Origin of the sequence: Bradyrhizobium sp. WSM3983 (genome assembly GCF_000473045.1) — a bacterium.
Classification (GTDB): Bacteria; Pseudomonadota; Alphaproteobacteria; order Rhizobiales; family Xanthobacteraceae; genus Bradyrhizobium.
This window is the reverse complement of record NZ_AXAY01000031.1, coordinates 40,724-58,938: the sequence shown is the minus strand read 5'-3', so window position 1 is coordinate 58,938 and position 18,215 is coordinate 40,724. Positions and strand designations below refer to the sequence as shown.

Annotated in this window: 19 protein-coding genes; 9 read left to right on the top strand and 10 right to left on the bottom strand. The window is 64.8% G+C overall.

The genetic code is table 11. The features are described 5' to 3' along the window. Nucleotides 1–9 precede the first annotated feature (9 nt). Complete coding sequence (locus YUA_RS0132950; protein WP_027534503.1) at nucleotides 10–1,005, bottom strand: P1 family peptidase; 996 nt, start codon at nucleotides 1,003–1,005, stop codon at nucleotides 10–12. Nucleotides 1,006–1,060: 55 nt separating this feature from the next. Further along, entirely contained in the window at nucleotides 1,061–3,865 is a 2,805-nt protein-coding gene (locus YUA_RS0132945) for a PAS domain S-box protein (protein WP_027534502.1), read from the bottom strand. Between the two features lie 262 nt (nucleotides 3,866–4,127). Between YUA_RS0132945 and YUA_RS0132940 the strand changes: the two genes are divergently transcribed. Next, nucleotides 4,128–4,514, top strand: a complete 387-nt coding sequence (locus YUA_RS0132940; RefSeq protein ID WP_027534501.1) for a response regulator — start codon at nucleotides 4,128–4,130, stop codon at nucleotides 4,512–4,514. A 75-nt stretch (nucleotides 4,515–4,589) separates the two neighbouring features. Here YUA_RS0132940 and YUA_RS0132935 read toward each other — a convergent pair whose 3' ends face one another. From YUA_RS0132935 to YUA_RS0132910, 5 genes are all read right to left on the bottom strand, one after another. Further along, nucleotides 4,590–5,708 (bottom strand): branched-chain amino acid ABC transporter substrate-binding protein, encoded by a 1,119-nt coding sequence (locus tag YUA_RS0132935; RefSeq protein WP_027534500.1) that lies wholly within the window; start codon nucleotides 5,706–5,708, stop codon nucleotides 4,590–4,592. 149 nt (nucleotides 5,709–5,857) lie between these two features. Next, nucleotides 5,858–6,601, bottom strand: a complete 744-nt coding sequence (locus YUA_RS0132925; protein ID WP_027534499.1) for an ABC transporter ATP-binding protein — start codon at nucleotides 6,599–6,601, stop codon at nucleotides 5,858–5,860. Continuing rightward, on the bottom strand, nucleotides 6,598–7,431 hold the full coding sequence (locus tag YUA_RS0132920; protein ID WP_027534498.1) for an ABC transporter ATP-binding protein: 834 nt from the start codon (nucleotides 7,429–7,431) through the stop codon (nucleotides 6,598–6,600). Before YUA_RS0132920 ends, YUA_RS0132925 begins: the two co-directional genes overlap by 4 nt. After that, complete coding sequence (gene livM / locus YUA_RS0132915) at nucleotides 7,428–8,753, bottom strand: high-affinity branched-chain amino acid ABC transporter permease LivM (protein ID WP_027534497.1); 1,326 nt, start codon at nucleotides 8,751–8,753, stop codon at nucleotides 7,428–7,430. Before livM ends, YUA_RS0132920 begins: the two co-directional genes overlap by 4 nt. A 13-nt stretch (nucleotides 8,754–8,766) precedes the next feature. Beyond that, complete coding sequence (locus tag YUA_RS0132910) at nucleotides 8,767–9,684, bottom strand: branched-chain amino acid ABC transporter permease (protein ID WP_027534496.1); 918 nt, start codon at nucleotides 9,682–9,684, stop codon at nucleotides 8,767–8,769. Between the two features lie 286 nt (nucleotides 9,685–9,970). Between YUA_RS0132910 and YUA_RS51310 the strand changes: the two genes are divergently transcribed. Both YUA_RS51310 and YUA_RS0132900 read left to right on the top strand, forming a co-directional pair. Next, nucleotides 9,971–10,147, top strand: a complete 177-nt coding sequence (locus YUA_RS51310; protein WP_198029547.1) for a hypothetical protein — start codon at nucleotides 9,971–9,973, stop codon at nucleotides 10,145–10,147. A 196-nt stretch (nucleotides 10,148–10,343) separates the two neighbouring features. Further along, complete coding sequence (locus YUA_RS0132900) at nucleotides 10,344–10,874, top strand: hypothetical protein (RefSeq protein WP_027534494.1); 531 nt, start codon at nucleotides 10,344–10,346, stop codon at nucleotides 10,872–10,874. On the opposite strand, the gene YUA_RS0132895 is transcribed toward YUA_RS0132900, so the two are convergent. The 3 genes from YUA_RS0132895 to YUA_RS0132885 form a co-directional block, all read right to left on the bottom strand. After that, complete coding sequence (locus YUA_RS0132895) at nucleotides 10,836–11,228, bottom strand: carboxymuconolactone decarboxylase family protein (RefSeq protein ID WP_027534493.1); 393 nt, start codon at nucleotides 11,226–11,228, stop codon at nucleotides 10,836–10,838. The genes YUA_RS0132900 and YUA_RS0132895 overlap by 39 nt on opposite strands. 69 nt (nucleotides 11,229–11,297) lie before the next feature. Next, entirely contained in the window at nucleotides 11,298–12,080 is a 783-nt protein-coding gene (gene pcaD, locus YUA_RS0132890; RefSeq protein ID WP_027534492.1) for a 3-oxoadipate enol-lactonase, read from the bottom strand. 15 nt (nucleotides 12,081–12,095) lie between these two features. Then, complete coding sequence (locus YUA_RS0132885) at nucleotides 12,096–13,451, bottom strand: 3-carboxy-cis,cis-muconate cycloisomerase (RefSeq protein WP_027534491.1); 1,356 nt, start codon at nucleotides 13,449–13,451, stop codon at nucleotides 12,096–12,098. A gap of 186 nt (nucleotides 13,452–13,637) precedes the next feature. On the opposite strand from YUA_RS0132885, the gene YUA_RS0132880 reads away from it, so the two are divergent. The 6 genes from YUA_RS0132880 (at nucleotide 13,638) to YUA_RS0132855 (ending at nucleotide 18,213) form a co-directional block, all read left to right on the top strand. Then, entirely contained in the window at nucleotides 13,638–14,084 is a 447-nt protein-coding gene (locus tag YUA_RS0132880) for a carbon monoxide dehydrogenase subunit G (RefSeq protein WP_027534490.1), read from the top strand. 154 nt (nucleotides 14,085–14,238) lie between these two features. Further along, on the top strand, nucleotides 14,239–14,724 hold the full coding sequence (locus YUA_RS0132875) for a (2Fe-2S)-binding protein (RefSeq protein ID WP_027534489.1): 486 nt from the start codon (nucleotides 14,239–14,241) through the stop codon (nucleotides 14,722–14,724). 30 nt (nucleotides 14,725–14,754) lie between these two features. Next, nucleotides 14,755–15,561, top strand: a complete 807-nt coding sequence (locus YUA_RS0132870) for a xanthine dehydrogenase family protein subunit M (RefSeq protein WP_027534488.1) — start codon at nucleotides 14,755–14,757, stop codon at nucleotides 15,559–15,561. A 61-nt stretch (nucleotides 15,562–15,622) separates the two neighbouring features. Next, nucleotides 15,623–16,531 carry a MoxR family ATPase gene (locus YUA_RS0132865; protein ID WP_027534487.1) on the top strand — a complete coding sequence of 303 codons (909 nt, stop codon included), beginning with the start codon at nucleotides 15,623–15,625 and terminating at the stop codon, nucleotides 16,529–16,531. Between the two features lie 144 nt (nucleotides 16,532–16,675). Further along, entirely contained in the window at nucleotides 16,676–17,878 is a 1,203-nt protein-coding gene (locus YUA_RS0132860; RefSeq protein ID WP_027534486.1) for a VWA domain-containing protein, read from the top strand. Nucleotides 17,879–17,889: 11 nt separating this feature from the next. Further along, nucleotides 17,890–18,213, top strand: a complete 324-nt coding sequence (locus YUA_RS0132855; protein ID WP_008564652.1) for an XdhC family protein — start codon at nucleotides 17,890–17,892, stop codon at nucleotides 18,211–18,213. The last annotated feature ends 2 nt before the right edge of the window (nucleotides 18,214–18,215 follow it).

The following is an 18,215-nucleotide window of genomic DNA, read 5'->3' as shown; positions in this document are numbered from 1 at the left end:
TCTGAAGCCCTAACCATACCGATCTTTCCACGCGGGCTGTGCGCCGGGGAAGGGCAGCGCGGCCGCGCTGTAGACGCCACGGGCGATCGCGCGTGCGACCACGTTGGCGGCGACCATGCCGAGCTCGGTGAGGCCGACGATTGGATCGATCGGCTTTGCGCATGTCGCGGCGGCAAACAGCACGTCACCATCGGTCGGGGCATGCACCGGATAGATCGCGCGCGCGAAGCCGGTGTGCGCGATCATCGCCAGCCGTCTGGCCTGGGGCTTGGTCAGCACCGCATCGGTGGCGACGACGCCGATCGTGGTGTTCTCGCGCTCGGTTGCGGCAGGGCCGCCCTTGATGCGCATCTTGAGCATGTCGTCGGTGAATTTGTCAGGCAGTCCGCGGCCGCCGAACTCGTTGTTGACCTCGAACGGCGCCGCCCAGAACCACGGTCCGTCGCCGACGGTGGCGCTGCCGACCGCATTGACGACGATGAGCGCCGCGACTGTGATGCCGCTGCTGGTGACGGCGGACGCCGAGCCGAGCCCGCCCTTGAATGTCGCTGTGGTGGCACCGAAGCCGGCGCCAACGCTGCCGAGCCCGAACTCCGTCCCGGCGGAGACGGCCGCGGTGTAGCCGAGATCGCGATAGGGCGCGAAGCGGCCCCACGCCTTGTCGCCGCCATTGAGCAGATCGAACAGGATCGCGCCCGGCACGATCGGGATCAGCGCCTCTCGTACACGGAAGCCGCGGCCCTGCTCGGCGAGCCACGCCTGGATGCCGCCGCCGGCCTCGATCCCGAAGGCGGAGCCGCCGGACAGCGCGATCGCGTCAACGCGTTCGACCGTGCTGGCAGGATCGAGCAATGCGTCCTCCCGCGTGCCGGGACCGCCGCCACGGACGTCGATCGCCGCCACCGCCGGCTGGTCGAACACGATCGCCGTCGTGCCCGACGCGAGTTTTGCATCATGGGCGTGGCCGACGCGGACGCCGGCGATATCGGTGAGGAGATTTTTCAAGGACGGCACTCCATGCGCTGCATCGCCTCAGCGATAGCGCAGGCGAGCGGCACGCTCAACTCACCAACGCCATCCTGAGCATCCTGGCGAGCTCCGACTTGCGGTAGGGCTTTGCCAGCAGCAGCACGCCCGAATCGAGCCGGCCGTGATGGACGATCGCGTTTTCCGTGTAGCCCGAGGTAAACAGCGTCTTCAGCTCTGGGCGCCGCCGCGCCGCCTCGTCGGCGAGCTGGCGGCCGTTCATGTTGCCGGGCATGATGACGTCGGTGAAGAGCAGGTCGATGTCCTTGTCGGCGTCGATGATGACGAGGGCTTCGGCGGCGTTGGCGGCCTCGAGCGCGGCATAGCCGAGGCTCTTGACCTGGGTCACGACATACTGCCGCACCAGCGCGTCGTCCTCGACGATCAGGATCTTCTCGTCGCCGCCGGCGATGGGCACGTTCTGAAGCGCCTCGTACTCGGTCTCCTGCACGCCGGTGGAACGCGGCAGGTAGATCTTCACGCTCGTGCCGTGGCCTTCCTCGCTGTAGATCTTGATGTGGCCGCCGGATTGTTTGACGAAGCCGAACACCATGCTCAAGCCAAGGCCCGTACCCTTGCCGACCTCCTTGGTGGTGAAGAAGGGATCGAATACCCGATCGATCAGGGCCGCCGGAATGCCCGAGCCGGTGTCGCTCACCGCGATCATCACGTAGTTGCCGGCGACGACGTCGGGATTCATGCTGGCATAGCCGTCGTCGAGAAAGATGTTGCGGGTCTCCAGCACCAGCGTGCCGCCGTCGGGCATGGCATCGCGCGCGTTCAGCGCGAGATTGAGGATCGCAGTGGAGAGCTGGCCCGGATCGACCAGAGCGGGCCAGGCATCTTCGGTGAGCTGCGGGAGAATGGAGATCTGCTCGCCGAGCGTCGGGTGCAGCAGCTTTGCGGCCTCGAGCGCCAGCGCATTGACGTCGATCTCGCGCGGCTGAAGCGGCTGCTTGCGGGCGAAGGCGAGCAGATGCTTGGTCAGCTGCGCGCCGCGCTCGGCGGCATCGTCGATCAGCTTGGTGATGGCGGCGAGCTCGGGCCGGTCGGCCACCGCGTCCGCCAAAATACCGATCGTGCCGGTGATGACGGTGAGCACGTTGTTGAAATCGTGGGCGACGCCGCCGGTCAGCTGGCCGATCGAATCCATCTTCTGCGCTTGCCGGAACTGCGCCTCCGCAGCCTGCTTCTCGGTGAGGTCGCGGCCGATGAAGAAATGGCGCTTCACCGGCTCGGACCAGGTCCCCATCCAGTTCAGTGAGACCTCGTGACCGTCAAAATGGTAGTAGCGCGCCTCGAAGCTGCGCTTGGTCTGGCCGCGGCGCGCCGCGCGCATCTCGTTGCGCGTATTCTCGAGGTCGTCGGGATGGATGAAGTCGGTCGCGCTGTGCCCGATCATGTCCTCCGGGCTCAAGCCGAGAATGTCCTTCACACTTGGGCTGACCTGGATGAAATTGCCAAAACCGTCGGTGACCAGGATCAGGTCGCGCGAAGTTTCGAATATCCGTTCGCGTTCTTCGATCTCGCGACGCAGCTTCTCGCGCGATTGCTTTTCCTCGGTGATGTCGTGCGCGATCTTGGAGGCGCCGATGATTTCACCGCTGTCCGATCGCAGCGGCGAGACGTTCAGGACGACGTCGATTTGACGGCCGTCCTTGCGGGTGCGGACCGTCTCGTGCTGGGCGATCGCCTCGTTGATGCTGATGCGGTTGAGAATACCCCGGACCTCGGCCCTCCGGTCTTGCGGCACCACGAGGTAGATCGACTGGCCGATGGCTTCAGTGGCCGAATAGCCGAACAGGCGCTCGGCGGCTCTGTTCCAGCCCGTGATGACGCCGTCGAGCGACTCCGTGATGATGGCATCGTTGGAGGACTCGACCACGGCGCCGTAGAGTGCGAGCCGTTTGCTGTAATAGTCGCGGTCGGACGCCGACTGTTCGCGCAGCCGGCCGACGAGGCCCACCGTGTTCGCCTGGAGGCGGACGTTCTCGATCAAGAGCACGGCGAGCACGAAGCTTGAGGCCAAAAGTCCGTAGAGGCGGCCGGCGTAGAAGCCGAGATCGTAGCGGGCGATATTGACGATCGCCGACAGGGCGATGTCGAACAGCCAGGCGCACATCGTGACCATGAGCCAGACGTCGATCACCGTGTGCGGCTTGCGGAACCACAGCGTGACCAGCGCTGCGAAACTCAAGGACCAGACGAACGACACCACGCCGATCATGGTAACGGTGTAGCGGCCATCCCTGAGCAGGACCGGCAGCAGGTCATGCTGCGCAGTGACGATCCAGGCGATCACGATCATCGCCGCCACCACGCCGAGGACGGCTAGCATGATCGGACGCTTGGCCGGTCCCGCTATGCTGTTGCTGCCATTGCCGTCCTTCAGCCATCCATAGGTCAGGACGAACAGCGGGAATCCGCCGTGCCAGATCATGTAGAGCCAGACCGTGGTCTGTGTGCCGGCGCCCAGCAGTCCGGCCGGCGCGAACAATCCCGGAAAGGTGAGGGCGTGCGTCACCGCCGCGGCTGCGGTGAAGAGGTACCCGGTCGACAGCAGCAGCAGCCCGCGGCTGCGCAGGACCGTGAATTGCGACAGCAGCAGAACCGCGGTGATGATGTCGCTGACGGCGAGCGCCGATTGGTAGCTGGCCACGAAGGCCGGTACCTGGACCAGCGGCGTCCCCGCGAAGGGCACAGCCAGCGCGAACAGGATCGCGGAGATCCCCACGATCGCCAATGCCGCAGTGCGATCGCTCTGCACGGCCGGCAAGGTCGAAAGGAATGTGCTTCGGTCGTTCTTTGCGTGCACGTTGACCTCTCGCTGGGTCGGCATGGGTCGTCCACATGACTTCGTCGGCCGGTTGCCTTGAATGTCTGCCTTGGATGTCTGCCTCGGCCTCCATGGTAGCCGGCTCCGGGCGCCTGTCCCGGGGACGCGCCCCCGACTCAACCGAGGGTTACAGCTTACTTAACTTGGACAGGGAGTCGGAATAGGGAATCGGTAAGGTTGGCTTTACTGGACCGTCCCATACTCCCTTGGCGCACGCCGCCGTTGAATTGAACCAATTCATGATCCGAATCCGGGAGTTGTTCCCATGCCCCGTGTCCTCGTTGTCGACGACCAGAAGGACGTCCGCGCCATGGTCTCGATCGTTCTTCGGGTCAACCGTTATGACGTAGTTGAAGCGGAGACCGGCGCGGCCGGCCTGAAGGCCTTTGGCGAGAACGTTTTCGACGCAGCGATTGTCGACATTTTCCTGACCGACACCAGCGGTATCGAGGTCATGGCCGCTATTCGCGAGCGGGTCCCCGGATTTCCGATCGTGGCGGTATCAGGCATGACGGCGCTGGACTTCGTGGGCGAGGCGCCCGGCCTTGACGGCGTGGTCTGCCTGCAAAAGCCGTTTCGGCCGAACGACCTGCTCCAAGCCCTCCGCAGGGCGCAGGAAGCGGCGGGCGGCGAATTGTCGGCAGCCGTCTGATCGGACTGCAAAAGAAAACGCCCCGGCGAACCGGGGCGTTGACGTCGGTCTGGTTAGAGGGTCAGGCGTCCTGTCTCAGGTACCGTTGCCCTTGATCTGGGCGTAGCCGCCCTTGGCGTCCCACTTGTAGACGACGTAATCGAGCTGCTTGATGTCGCCCTTGGCGTCATACTCGATCGGGCCGATCACGGTGTCCCACTTGCCGGCCTTCATCGCTTCCATGACCTTCTTGGGGTCGGTGGTGCCGGCCTTCTTGGCCGCCTGCGACCACACCTGCATCGCAGCGTAGGTGTAGAGCGTGTAGCCTTCGGGATCGATGTTCTTGGCCTTGAAGGCGTCGACGATCTTCTTCGCGGTCGGCTTCTCGCGCGGATCTGGGCCGAAGGTGAACAGCGTGCCTTCGCCGGCGGGGCCGGTGATGGAGGCGTATTCCTTGTCGGCAAGCGCGTCGCCGGCCATCAGGATCGTCTTGAGGCCCTGGTCGCGCATCTGGCGCAGGATCAAGCCGCTTTCCTGGTGATAGCCGCCGACATAAACGAGATCGATGTTGTCGCGCTTCAGGCGCGAGACGATCGCGTTGAAGTCCTTGTCGCCCTTGTTGTAGGACTCGTACATCTTCTCGGTGACGCCGGCCTTGTTGAGCGCCTTCTTGGTCTCGTCCGCAAGACCCTTGCCGTAGGTGGTCTTGTCGTTGAGGATCGCGATGTTCTTGCCCTTGAAGTTCTTGGCAATGTACTGCGCCGCGATCAGGCCCTGCTGATCGTCGCGGCCGCAGACGCGCGCCACGTTCCAGAGCTTGCGTTCGGTGAAGAGCGGATTGGTCGAGGCCGGCGTGATCTCAAGCACGTTGCCGTCGGCGTAGGCTTCGGACGCCGGGATCGACGACGACGAGCAATAATGCCCGGCCACGAACGGGATCTTGGCCCCAGCGATCTTCTCGGCAACCGAGCGCGCCTGTTTCGGATCGCAGGCATCGTCCTCGACGTTGAGGGCGAGCTTCTTGCCGTTGACGCCGCCGGCGGCGTTGATGTCAGCTACGGCCATTTCAGCGCCGTTCTTCATCTGGCGGCCGAAGGCGGACTCGGTTCCGGTCATCGGGCCTGCGACTGCGATGGTGACATCCTGCGCGAACGCCGCGCTCGACAACGCGATCGACGCGCCGAATGCCAGACCGATGAGCTTAAGTGATTTCATGAGATACCTCGCGGGTGATCGCCTGTGGAAGTTGCCGGGCTCGCCCGGTTCAAACCGGCGCCATTCTTGAACGAATTTGGCGAGAAGTCACCGGCAAAATACGGGCATTGCGGCGATATCTCGCTACATTCAATCGCAAACGGCGGGCGCTAGCCGTGGCGGCCGCCTTCCAGATAGGCGGCGCGAATCTCAGGGCGCTGCAGCAACTCGGCGCCGGTTCCGGCAAGCGTGATCAGGCCATTGACCATGACGTAGCCGCGATGGGCGAGCTTGAGCGCATGGTTGGCGTTCTGCTCGACGATCAGGACGGTCAGGCCGTCCTGCCGGTTCAGGGTCCGGATCGCGTCGAAGATCTGGCGGGCGATCAGCGGTGCGAGCCCGAGCGAGGGTTCGTCGAGCATGAGCAGGCGCGGGCGGCTCATCAGGGCGCGCCCGATCGCCAGCATCTGCTGCTCGCCGCCGGACAGCGTGCCGCCGCGCTGGACGTAGCGCTCCTTCAGCCGCGGAAACAGCGTGAACACGCGCTCCAGCGTCGCCTCGCGCTCCGCATCGGTGCATTCGGTGGCGTCCGCACCCATCTGGAGGTTTTCCGCCACGCTCATGCGCGGAAAGATGCGGCGGCCCTCCGGCGACTGCGCGATGCGTAAGTGCGCGATCTCGTGGGTCGGTACGTCGGTGATGTCGCGGCCTTCGTACAGGATCTGCCCCGAGCGGGCGCGCGGCTTGCCGAAGATCGTCATCATCAGCGTCGATTTGCCGGCGCCGTTGGCGCCAATCAGCGCGACGATCTCGCCGGCATTGATCGCGACGTCGACGCCCTTCAGCGCCTCGATCTTGCCGTAGGCGGCGCGCAAGCCGCGAATCGCGAGCAGGGGAGTGGACGCCGGCGTCACGACCCACTCTCCATCACGGCCGCAGCCTCTTCCTCGTCGGTGCCGAGATAGGCGGCGATCACCTTGGGATCGTCGCGGACCTCTCGCGGCGTGCCCTGCGCGATCTTCAGGCCATGGTCCATCACCACGATGTGGTCGGAGATCTCCATGACCACAGACATGTCGTGCTCGATCAGGAGGATCGAGGTGCCGAGCTCGTTGCGGATCGACAGCAGGAGCTCGCTGAGCCCAGCGCTCTCGCGCGCGTTGAGGCCGGCGGCAGGCTCGTCCAGGCACAGAAGGGCAGGCTCGGTGCACATTGCGCGCGCGATCTCGAGCCGGCGCTGGTCGCCATAGGCGAAATTGCCGGCGGCGTCGTCGGCGCGGTCGAGCAAATTGACTCGCTTGAGCCATTCGGTTGCAAGCTCGATCGCGCGCTTCTCGGCGGTGCGATAGGAGGGCACGCCGATCAGGCCGAGGAAGGTGAGGCCAGAGGCGCGCATCAAGGCATTGTGCTGCGCCACCATCAGGTTCTCGAGCGCCGTCATGCCGGGAAACAGCCGGATGTTCTGGAAGGTGCGGGCGACCTTGGCCTGTTTGGCGATGCGGAAATCGTTCAGCCGCTCCAGCGCGATCACCTTTCCGTCGTCGTGGGCGAGGCGGATGCTGCCGCCGCTCGGCTTGTAGAAGCCGGTGATGCAGTTGAAGACGGTGGTCTTGCCGGCGCCGTTCGGCCCGATCAGCGCGGTGATCTTTTTCCGTTCGGCCGCAAACGACAGGTCCTGCACGGCGACGATGCCACCGAAACGCATGGTGAGCCGGTCGACGCTGAGAATTGGCTCACCGCTCATCCGTGTCCCTCCTTGACGAGGTCGGAGGAGATGGCATTCGCCTTGGTCAGATACACGGTCGGCGCGCGATGGCCGATCAGACCGCGCGGCCGCCAGATCATGATCAGCACCATGGCCATGCCGAACACCAGCATGCGGTAGGTCTCTAAGCTGCGGAACAGCTCGAAGCCGCCGATCATGGCAAGCGCTGCGAGCGCGACGCCGAGCTGCGAGCCCATGCCGCCGAGCACGACGATGGCGAGCACCAGTGCCGATTCCTGGAAGGTGAAGGATTCCGGGCTGATGAAGCCCTGACGGGTCGCGAAGAACGCGCCGGCAAAGCCGCCGAACATGGCGCCCGTTGCGAACGCCGTGAGCTTGGTGGTCGTGGTGTTGATGCCGAGCGCGCGGCAGGCGACCTCATCCTCGCGCAGCGCCTCCCAGGCGCGGCCGATCGGCAGGCGGCGCAGGCGGATCGTGACCCAGTTGGTCAGCAGCGCCAGCGCCAGGATCAAATAGAACAGGAAGACGATGCGATGGGTCGGCGAGTACTCGATGCCGAGTTTTGCAGCCAGCCCGTCGTCGCTGTTGTCGAGCGGAATGCCGAAGAAAGTGGGACGGGGAATGCCGGAGACGCCGTTTGGACCGCCGGTCAGACTCTGCCAGTTGATGATGACGAGACGGATGATCTCGCCGAAGGCGAGCGTGACGATGGCGAGATAGTCGCCGCGCAGCCGCAGCACGGGAAAGCCGAGCAGCATGCCCCAAAACGCGGCAAGGATGCCGGCGAGCGGCAGGCAGACCCAGAACGACCAGCCGAAATTGGTGGCGAGCAGCGCGTAGGAGTAGGCTCCGACCGCGTAGAAGGCGACGTAGCCGAGATCGAGCAGGCCCGCGAGCCCGACCACCACGTTGAGGCCCCAGCCCAGCATCACATAGGTGAGCACGAGGATCGCGAGGTCGAGGATATAGCGCTGGTCATAGAAGATGACAGGCACCAGCAGCGTGAAGATGAGGAGCGCGGGCGCAACGTAGCGGCCGATGAACGACATTCCGCTCTGCACCGAGGGCGGCACCAGCTTCTCGGCACCGGTCGGGCCGATCCATTGCCTGAGCAGCTCGATCACGATCGAGCCGCCGAAGACCGCGGCGACGATGGATGCGAGATCGCCGAAGCGCGTCCAGTAGGTCAGTTGGCCGTCGGAGCCTGCCTCGGTGCGGATGCCGATCATCAGCGAGAACAGCACCAGCGCGATCAGTGCGTTGATGAAGGCGGTTTTCAGAAGGAAGGGGATGCCGGCGGTGCGACGTGCTTTGGTGGTCTCGTGCGGGATGGCTGTCACGCGGGGCGGTCCGTCAGACTTTTTCGACTTCGGGACGGCCAAGCAGGCCGGTCGGCATGAAGATCAGCACGACGATCAGGATCGAGAACGCGGCGACGTCCTTGTACTCGACCGAGAAATAGGCTGACCAGAACGTCTCGATCAGGCCAATCGCGAGCCCGCCGAGCATGGCGCCGGGCAGTGAGCCGATGCCCCCGAGCACGGCGGCGGTGAAGGCCTTGATGCCGGCGACGAAGCCCATGAAGAAATCGACCAGGCCGTAATAGAGCAGATACATCAGGCCGGCGACCGCGGCGAGCGCGGCGCCGATCACGAAGGTCATGGAGATGGTGCGGTCGACGTCGACGCCGAGCAGCGCCGCCATGGTCTGGTCCTGCTCGCAGGCGCGCATGTCACGGCCGAGCCGTGTGCGGGAGACCAGCCAGGTGAAGATCCCCAGCAGGGCGATGGTGGTGAGGACCACCATGATCTGGATGTTGGAGAGCTGAATCACGAAGCCGTCTGCGCTCTCATGCAGCGTGTAGCCGCCGATGATGAAGGGTGGGATCGGCTTGACGCGCGCTCCTTGCGCCACCTGCGAGTAGTTGGTCAGCACGAAGGACATGCCGATCGCCGACAGCATCGGTGCGAGGCGGAAGGAATGGCGCAGCGGGCGGTAGGCGATGCGCTCGATGGTCCAGCCATAGAGCGCAGTGATCGCCATCGAGACCAGCAGCACGACCAGCAGGATCACCGGGATCGCGGTCAGGCCGAGCGATATCAGAATCAGGAAGGTGATCAGCGCGATGAAGCCGCCGATCATGAAGATGTCGCCATGGGCGAAATTGATCATGCCGACGATGCCGTAGACCATCGTGTAGCCGATCGCGATCAGGCCGTAGATGGAACCGAGCACGAGGCCGTTGATGAGCTGCTGGGCGAAATAATCCATAGGCTGCCGTTACCCAAACCTGACGCGACGCAAAGGGAGGTCTTCGAGAGAGTGTTTAAGTTTCTTCTCGGGCCCCGGCAGCCCTTGAGCGTTCTAACGGTTTTGTAACAGGAGGGAACTGGTGGCTGCAACTGGCCATGCCTTGGCATAAAGGCTTGTACAGAGATCATTTCGGCTATGGATCTCATATCCCAGTTCCCGCAACTGCGAGGAACCCGGTTCCGCACAGCAACCAAATCGGCTGCAGGCTGTTAGCTTCCACTGACGTCCAACAAGGGAGTTCCCCATGCCGAAGCAGCAGAACCAGAATCCGGGCCAGCAAAACCAGAGCCCCGGCCAGCAGCGCCCAGGGCAGCAGCAGGGCGGCGGGCATAAACCCGGACAGCAGCAGCAGGACGACCCGATGCGCCAGGGCGATAAGCCCGGCCAGCAGCAGGGCGGCCAGCACGGTCAGGACAAGTAGGGAGCCCGATGAGAACCAAGGGTTGTGAAGTGAAGCTGGCCCCGGCGAAAAGCGGGGCCTTTTTCATTGGATGAACCGGCCAGCCGGGCGATTAAGGTAAACAAAGGGTTTAAATTGCCGCCACAGTCCGATGCGAGTTAGCTCCCGGCAAAGCCTTCCGTCGAAGGCGCGGGTGGCAGGCGAAGCGGGAAGCGGCATGTTCAGGAATTGGCGGATCGGCTCGGTCAACGGCGCGTTGCTGGCGGCCTATTTCATTCCGGCATGGACGATGGTCGCCTTCAACATCATGGTGGCGCCGGTGCACGGCCTCTATGAGCGGCCGAGCGTCGCGGTGGCGCTGTTCCTCAGCGATCAGCTTCAGATGTCCGGCATCAGCACGGTGCGTGCCGCCTGGCTGCTGGCGCTCGGACGGCTGACCGTGGTGGCGTTCTTCGCGATCTATCTCGCGCTGCTTGCCATTCCGCGCACCCGCAAGAGCGGGGCCAGCGACGAGGCGCTTGGCATTGCGCTGGCGATCGGCAGCGTGATCTCGTTTGTGAGCATGGTGATGGCCTCGAAGGTCGCCGAGATGGCCGCGCTTCGGCTGCATGCCACCGAGCTTCTGCTGCTGCTCGGCGCGGCGGTCGTGCTCGTAATCGAGCGGCCGGCGGCTGCGCCAAAGATCGTCGACGTCGCGGACACCGCGCCGCTAGGTCTTGAGCAGGCCGAGCTCCTGCACAATCGCTGAGGCCTCCTTGACGGCGTGGTTTGCCGCCGGCACGCCGCAATAGATCGCCTGCTGCAACAAAATTTCCTTGATGTCGTCGGGGTTGAAGCTGCCCTCGGCCAGCGCCGCGCGCACGTGGAGGCGGAATTCGTCCCATTGCCCGAGCGCGACCATGGTGCCGATCACCAGAACCCGCCGCGTGCGTTCGTCGAAATGCGGCCGCGTCCAGATCTCGCCCCAGGCGTAGCGTGTGATCATGTCCTGGAAGTCGGTGTTGAAGGCGTTACGGTTGGCGATCGACTTGTCGACCCAGGCATTGCCCAGCACTTTTCGGCGCACGTTCATGCCGGCATCGCGGCGCTTCTGGTCGTCCATGTTGTTTCCTCCGGATCAGTCATTCCGGGTTCGCCTCTTCGAGGCGTCCCGGAATGACGACGATAGCAATCAGCGTTGCGTCAGGAATCCCACCACTGCGTCGGTGAACGCGTGCGGCTGCTCGACATTGGAAATGTGAGCGGCGTCGATGATGGTCATGCTAGCGCCGGGAATGTTCGAGCGGATCAGTTCGCCAGCGGAGATCGGCGTCGCCATGTCGTGGCGGCCGGCGATCACCAGTGTCGGGCTCTTGATGTCAGGCAGCAGGGCGCGCTGGTCGAGCGTTGAGAGCGCCTCGCAGCAGGCCAGATAGCCTTCGACCGGGGTGGCGAGCAGCATCGCCTTCATCCTGGCGGTGATGTCGGGCTCACGCTCGCGAAAATCCTGCGTCAGCCAGCCCGCGATCACGGCATCGGCGACCGCGGCGATGCCGCCTTTCTTCACGGCGTCGATGCGCTCCAGCCATTTGGTCGGCTCGGCATAGTAGCAGGAAGTGTTGGCGAGGATGAGCTTGCCGAAGCGCTCCGGCGCATTCGCGCCCAGCCATTGCCCGACCATGCCGCCCATCGACAGGCCGCACCAATGCACCTTCTCGATGTTGAGATCGTCGAGGATCGCGAGCACGTCGCGGCCGAAGCGTTCCAGCGTATAGGGGGCGGGCGGAACGTTGGACTTGCCATGGCCGCGGCGGTCGTAGCGGATGACGCGGAACACCTGCGTCAGCGCCTTCATCTGCGGCTCCCACATCTGCAGCGTGCAGCCGAGCGAATTGGAGAGCATCAGGGTCGGCCCGCCGTCGCGGCCCTCGACGGAGACGTTGATCAGGCAACCGTCGGCATCGATCATGGGCATGCGGCGTCTCCGTATCTATTCGCGGTCGAGGCTGTCGAGCAGCCGGTCGATCAAGGCCTGCGAGGCCCCTTGATAGGCCATCGGCTCAAATAATGCCGTTATTTTCTCAGGCGTCAGATGCGCAGTGACCTGCGAATCGGCGGCGAGAATTTCGCGCAGATGTTTCCTCTCGGCAACCGCGCGCTTGCTCGCGGCCTCGATGAGATGATGGGCATCGCTCTTGCCGATCTTGTCGGCGAGCGCAAAGGTGACGGCTTCCGCCATGATCAGCCCGTGTGTTGCATCGAGATTGCTGCGCATGCGCACGGCATCGACCTCCAGCCCTTCCGCGATGTCCACGACGGCCGCGAGCGCGCCCGAGGTGACCAGCATCAATTGCGGCAGCGTCGGCCATTCCGCATGCCAGGGGCCGGCGCTACGCTCGTGGTCTTGCACCTGGGCTGCCAAAATCGTCGCGGCGAGCTGCGGCGCCATGGTCGCGCAGCCGAGGGCGCTTGCGGCTGCGACCGGGTTGCGCTTGTGCGGCATGGTCGAGGAGCCGCCGCGGCCTTCGCCGGCGGGCTCGAACGCCTCGCCGACATCGGTCTGCATCATCAGCGAGACGTCGCGCGCGATCTTGCCGCAGCTTCCGGCGAGAATCGCAAAGTGTGAGGCGGCCTCCGCGATGCGGTCGCGATGGGTATGCCAGGGCGCTTCGGGGAGCGGCAGGTTCAGCTCCTGTGCCAGCCCTTCGGCCACGTCGAGCCCGTTGTCGCCGAGCGCGGCGAGCGTGCCGGCGGCTCCGCCGAATTGCAGGGCGAGGCCTTCGCGGCGGAGCCGCCGCAGACGGCAGCGGGCGCGGGCGAGGCTCGCGGCGTATTCGGCGACCTTCAATCCGAACGGCATCGGCAGCGCATGCTGAAGCCAGGTCCGTGCCACCATCGCGGTGTTGCGATGGCCGCGGGCGAGTGCAGCAAAGCCCTTGATGGCGCGGCTGAGGTCGACATCCAGCGCGTCGATTGCAGCACGCAGCGTCAGCATGGTCGCGGTGTCGATGACGTCCTGGCTGGTCGCACCCCAATGCACGTAGCGCGCGGCCTCGCTGTCGGCCTTGCCGACATTGGCGGTCAGCATCTTGACCAGGGGGATCGCGAGATTGCCCGACCGGGTCGCGGCCTCGGCCAGCGCAGCCATATCGAGGGAATCAGCCTTGCAGGCGGCTTCGATCGGGCCCACCGCAGCCTTCGGAATCACGCCCGTGGCCGCCTCGGCCCGGGCCAGGGCTGCCTCGAAATCGAGCATGTTCTGGAGCGTGGACCGGTCGTCGCAGACGGCACGCATGGCTGCGCTCGACAGCATCGGCGCAAGCAGGGGGGAGAGGGCTGTGCTCATGTTGCGCCGGACCTAATCACCATGCTTCGGCTCTGCCAATCCCTGACCGACCGCACCAGACATTTTGCAGGTGCGAATATGCATTGCACGTGACCGGGGGGCTGCTCTTTCCTTTGCGGCCTCCGTGCGTTACTTGAGCATTATTATTCTGATGCGATCCAAGTCTGATATCCCGGGAGAAGCCCCATGGCCATGACAATGAACGGCGAAGTCCAGCTTGCGGCGCCGCGCGAGGCTGTGTGGGAGAAGCTCAACGATCCCGCGGTGCTGAAGGCCTGCATCCCCGGCTGCGAGGAGCTGGAGAAGACCGATGACGGCGGCTTCCGCGCCACCGCAAAGATGAAGGTCGGCCCGGTCTCGGCGCGCTTCAAGGGCAAGGTGACGCTGAGCGATCTCGACGCGCCGAACGGTTACAAGATCTCCGGCGAGGGCGAGGGCGGGGTCGCCGGCTTCGCCAAGGGCGGCGCGGTGGTCAAGCTCGCGGAGAAGGACGGCGGCACGCTGTTGTCCTATGACGTCGAGGCGCAGATCGGCGGCAAGTTGGCGCAGCTTGGCCAGCGCCTGATCAACGGCACGGCCAAGAAGCTGGCCGACGAGTTTTTCGCGAATTTCGCCAAGGCGGTACAGGGCTGAACGCCCAAATACCTTGAGCATAGTGCTTTTCGTCATGGCACCTTGCGCCCGGGGCAATATTGCCCCCGGCGATAATGGTCCATATGATGGGTTGGAATAATTATAAAAAGAACCGCTTCGACGGGACCCGTCGGGGCGCTGATAGAGAGTGCTTATGGCAAAAATCTCCCTCATCGTGAACGGCAATCCTGTTTCCGGCAATGTCGACCCGCGTACGCTTCTGGTGCAGTTCCTGCGCGAGAATCTGCGGCTGACGGGCACCCATGTCGGCTGCGACACCTCGCAGTGCGGCGCCTGCGTCGTGCATCTCGACGGCAAGGCCGTGAAGTCCTGCACCACATTGGCCGTGATGGCCGACGGCCACGAGGTCAAGACCATCGAGGGACTGGCCGCCGATGGCGCGCCGCTGCATCCGATGCAGGAGGCCTTCCGCGAGCACCATGGCCTGCAGTGCGGCTTCTGCACGCCCGGCATGATCATGACCGCGATCGACATCGTCCATCGCAAGGGCCACGAGCTCGACGACCACACCATCCGCGAGGAGCTGGAAGGCAATCTCTGCCGCTGCACCGGCTACCAGAACATCGTCGCCTCGATCGCCGCCGGCGCGAAGGCGATGGCGAAATCCGATCTCGCGTAACCGCGCGCCCTCCGCGATCAGGACACCCCAATGTACGAATTCAAATACCATCGCCCCGGGACCGTCCGGCAGGCCGCCAATCTCCTGGTGAAGAACGAAGACGCCAAGGTGATCGCCGGCGGTCACACGCTGATTCCGGTCATGAAGCAGCGGCTCGCGAGCCCCCCGCATCTGGTCGACCTCTCCCATATCGAGGGGCTGAACACGATCGAGATGAAGGGCCGTTCGCTGGTGATCGGCGCGACCGCCAAGCATGCCGAGGTCGCAAGCTCTGCGATCGTCGGCGAGGCCATTCCGGCACTGGCCGATCTCGCCAGCCAGATCGGCGATCCCGCCGTGCGCCACAAGGGCACGATCGGCGGCTCGCTCGCCAACAACGACCCGACGGCGGATTATCCGGCCGCGGTGCTGGCGCTGGGCGCGACCATCGTCACCAACAAGCGCCGCCTCAAGGCGGAAGAGTATTTCCACGGCCTGTTCTCGACTGCGCTGGAAGCCGATGAGATCATCACCAAGGTGATGTTCCCGCTGCCGAAGAAGGCGGCCTACATCAAGTTCCGCAACCAGGCCTCGCGCTACGCGCTGGTCGGCGTGTTCGTGGCGCGGCGTCCGTCGGACGTGCGCGTCGCCGTCACCGGCGCGGGCTCGGACGGTGTGTTCCGCGTCGAGGCGTTCGAGGAAGCGCTGAAGAAGCGTTTCGCTTCGAAGGCTCTGGAAGGCATCGAGGTGCCGGCGGACGGGCTCAACAGCGACATCCATGGCAGCGCTGAATACCGCGCGCATCTCATCGGCGTGCTGACGCGGCGCGCCCTCGACGCCGCCAACGCCAAGGAGTGAGTGAACCTCACACCTCGGCCAAACTTGTCCCTTGTAGGGACGTAGCGAGACTGGCTCTTTCATGACTTCAGTGACCTTGCCGGCATCGGTCGACGCGATGCTCGAACTTTTGACCTCGCGCGGCTATCTCGCCGAGCGGTCGCTGGCGACGGTGACGTATCTCTCGCTGCGCATGGGCCGGCCGCTGTTCCTCGAAGGCGAGGCCGGCGTCGGCAAGACTGAGATCGCAAAAGTGCTGTCGGCTGCGCTGGGGCGGAAGCTGATCCGCCTGCAGTGCTATGAAGGTCTCGACGTCGCCTCCGCGGTCTATGAGTGGAACAGCGCCGCACAGATGATCGCGATCCGGATGGCGGAAGCCGCCGGTGACACCGATCGCGATCAGCTCTCGAGCGACATCTTCGCCGACCGCTACATGATCAAGCGGCCGCTGCTGCAGGCGCTGGAGCCCGACGTCGCCGGTCCGCCGGTGCTGCTGATCGACGAGCTCGACCGTGCCGACGAGGCGTTCGAGGCGTATCTCCTGGAAATCCTCAGCGACTTCCAGGTGACGATCCCCGAATTCGGCACCGTGAAGGCGCCGCATCCGCCGATCGTCATCATCACCTCCAACCGCACCCGCGAGATTCACGACGCGCTGAAGCGGCGCTGTCTCTATCACTGGGTCGATTATCCCGCCGCCGACCGCGAGCTCGCGATCGTCAAGTCGCGCGTGCCGGGCATCTCGGCAAAGCTGTCGCAGCAGGTGGTGCGCTTCGTGCAGGCGCTGCGCAACCAGGACTTCTACAAGTCGCCGGGTGTCGCCGAGACCATCGACTGGGCCACCGCTCTGTCCGAGCTCGACGCCCGCTCGCTGACGCCCCAAGTGGTCGGCGATACGCTGGGCGCGCTGCTCAAGTACCAGGACGACATCACGCGAATGCAGGGCGACACCTTGCAGAAGGTGCTGAAGGAAGCGACGAGCGAGAATTGACGCCCGCGCGTCTAACTCGTCGTTCCGGGGCGCGCGTAGCGCGAGCCCGGAATCCATTGTGCAGCGGCGACGGTGGATGAATGGATTCCGGGCTCGCGCCCAAGAGGGCGCGCCCCGGAATGATAAGGGGATGGATACGAGACCATGGCCATCAACCACCTGGCGCCCGAGCAGACCGAGCAATTCGCTGACAACATCGTCGGCTTTGCCCGTGCGCTGCGTGCGACCGGCATGCCGGTCGGCCCGGGCGCGGTGATCGATGCCATGAACGCGCTGCAGGTGATCGACATCGGCAGCCGCGCCGACGTCTTCACCGCGCTGGAGTCGATCTTCGTCATGCGCCATGAGCATGCGCTGATCTTCAAGCAGGCCTTCAACCTGTTCTTCCGTGCCTCCGAAGAGTGGAAGCACATGCTGGATTCGGTGCCGCTGCCGGATGGCGCCAAGAAAAAACCGCCGGCCGCCGCGCGCCGCGTCCAGGAGGCGATGACGCAGCCGCGGATGACGGAGACGCAGCAGCACCAGGAGCAGGATCTGCGCCTGTCGGTCTCCGACAAGGAGATCCTTCAGAAGAAGGATTTTGCGCAGATGAGCGCCGCCGAGATCGCCGAGGCGCTCCGCGCGATCGAGAAGATGCGGCTGCCGCAGGCGGAGCTGCTGACGCGCCGGCACCAGCCCGATCCGCGCGGCCTGCGGCTCGACATGCGTCGCACGTTGCGCGCGTCCTTGCGCACCGGCGGCGACATCATCGACATCCATCGCCTCGGGCGGATCGAGAAGCCGGCCCCGATCGTGGCGCTGCTCGACATCTCTGGCTCGATGAGCGAGTATACCCGCCTGTTCCTGCATTTCCTGCATGCCATCGGCGATGCGCGCAAGCGCGTTTCGGTGTTCCTGTTCGGCACGCGGCTCACCAATGTGACACGTGCGCTACGCCAGCGCGATCCCGACGAGGCGCTCGCAAGCTGCTCGGCGGCGGTCGAGGACTGGGCCGGCGGCACCCGCATCTCGGCGTCGCTGCACAACTTCAACAAATTGTGGGCGCGGCGGGTGCTGAGCCAGGGCGCCATCGTGCTGTTGATTTCCGACGGGCTGGAGCGGGAGGCCGACTCCAAGCTGGCCTTCGAGATGGACCGGCTGCACCGCTCCTGCCGGCGGCTGATCTGGCTCAATCCCTTGCTGCGGTTCGGCGGCTTCGAGGCCAAGGCTCAGGGCATCAAAATGATGCTCCCGCACGTTGACGAATTCCGCCCGGTACATAATTTGAGTTCGATCCAGGAGCTGATCACCACGCTGTCCCGGCCGCTGCCGCCGCATCACCGCAGCCTGATCCGCCCCGCAGCCTGAGAGGCAAAACCATGCTCGATCGCGACGAGGATATTCTGAAGGCGGCGGAGGACTGGCAGAAGGCCGGTCGTGGCGTCGCGCTGGCAACCGTGGTGGAGACCTGGGGCTCGGCCCCGCGTCCGGCGGGCTCGAGCCTGGTCATCAACGACGAGGGGACATTCCTGGGGTCAGTCTCCGGCGGCTGCGTCGAGGGCGCGGTGGTCACCGAAGCCATGGACGTGATCGAGAGCGGCAAGCCGAAGATGCTCGAGTTCGGCGTTGCCGACGAGACCGCCTGGAATGTCGGGCTGTCCTGCGGCGGCACCATCCGCGTGTTCGTCGAGAAGGTCGGCTAGCC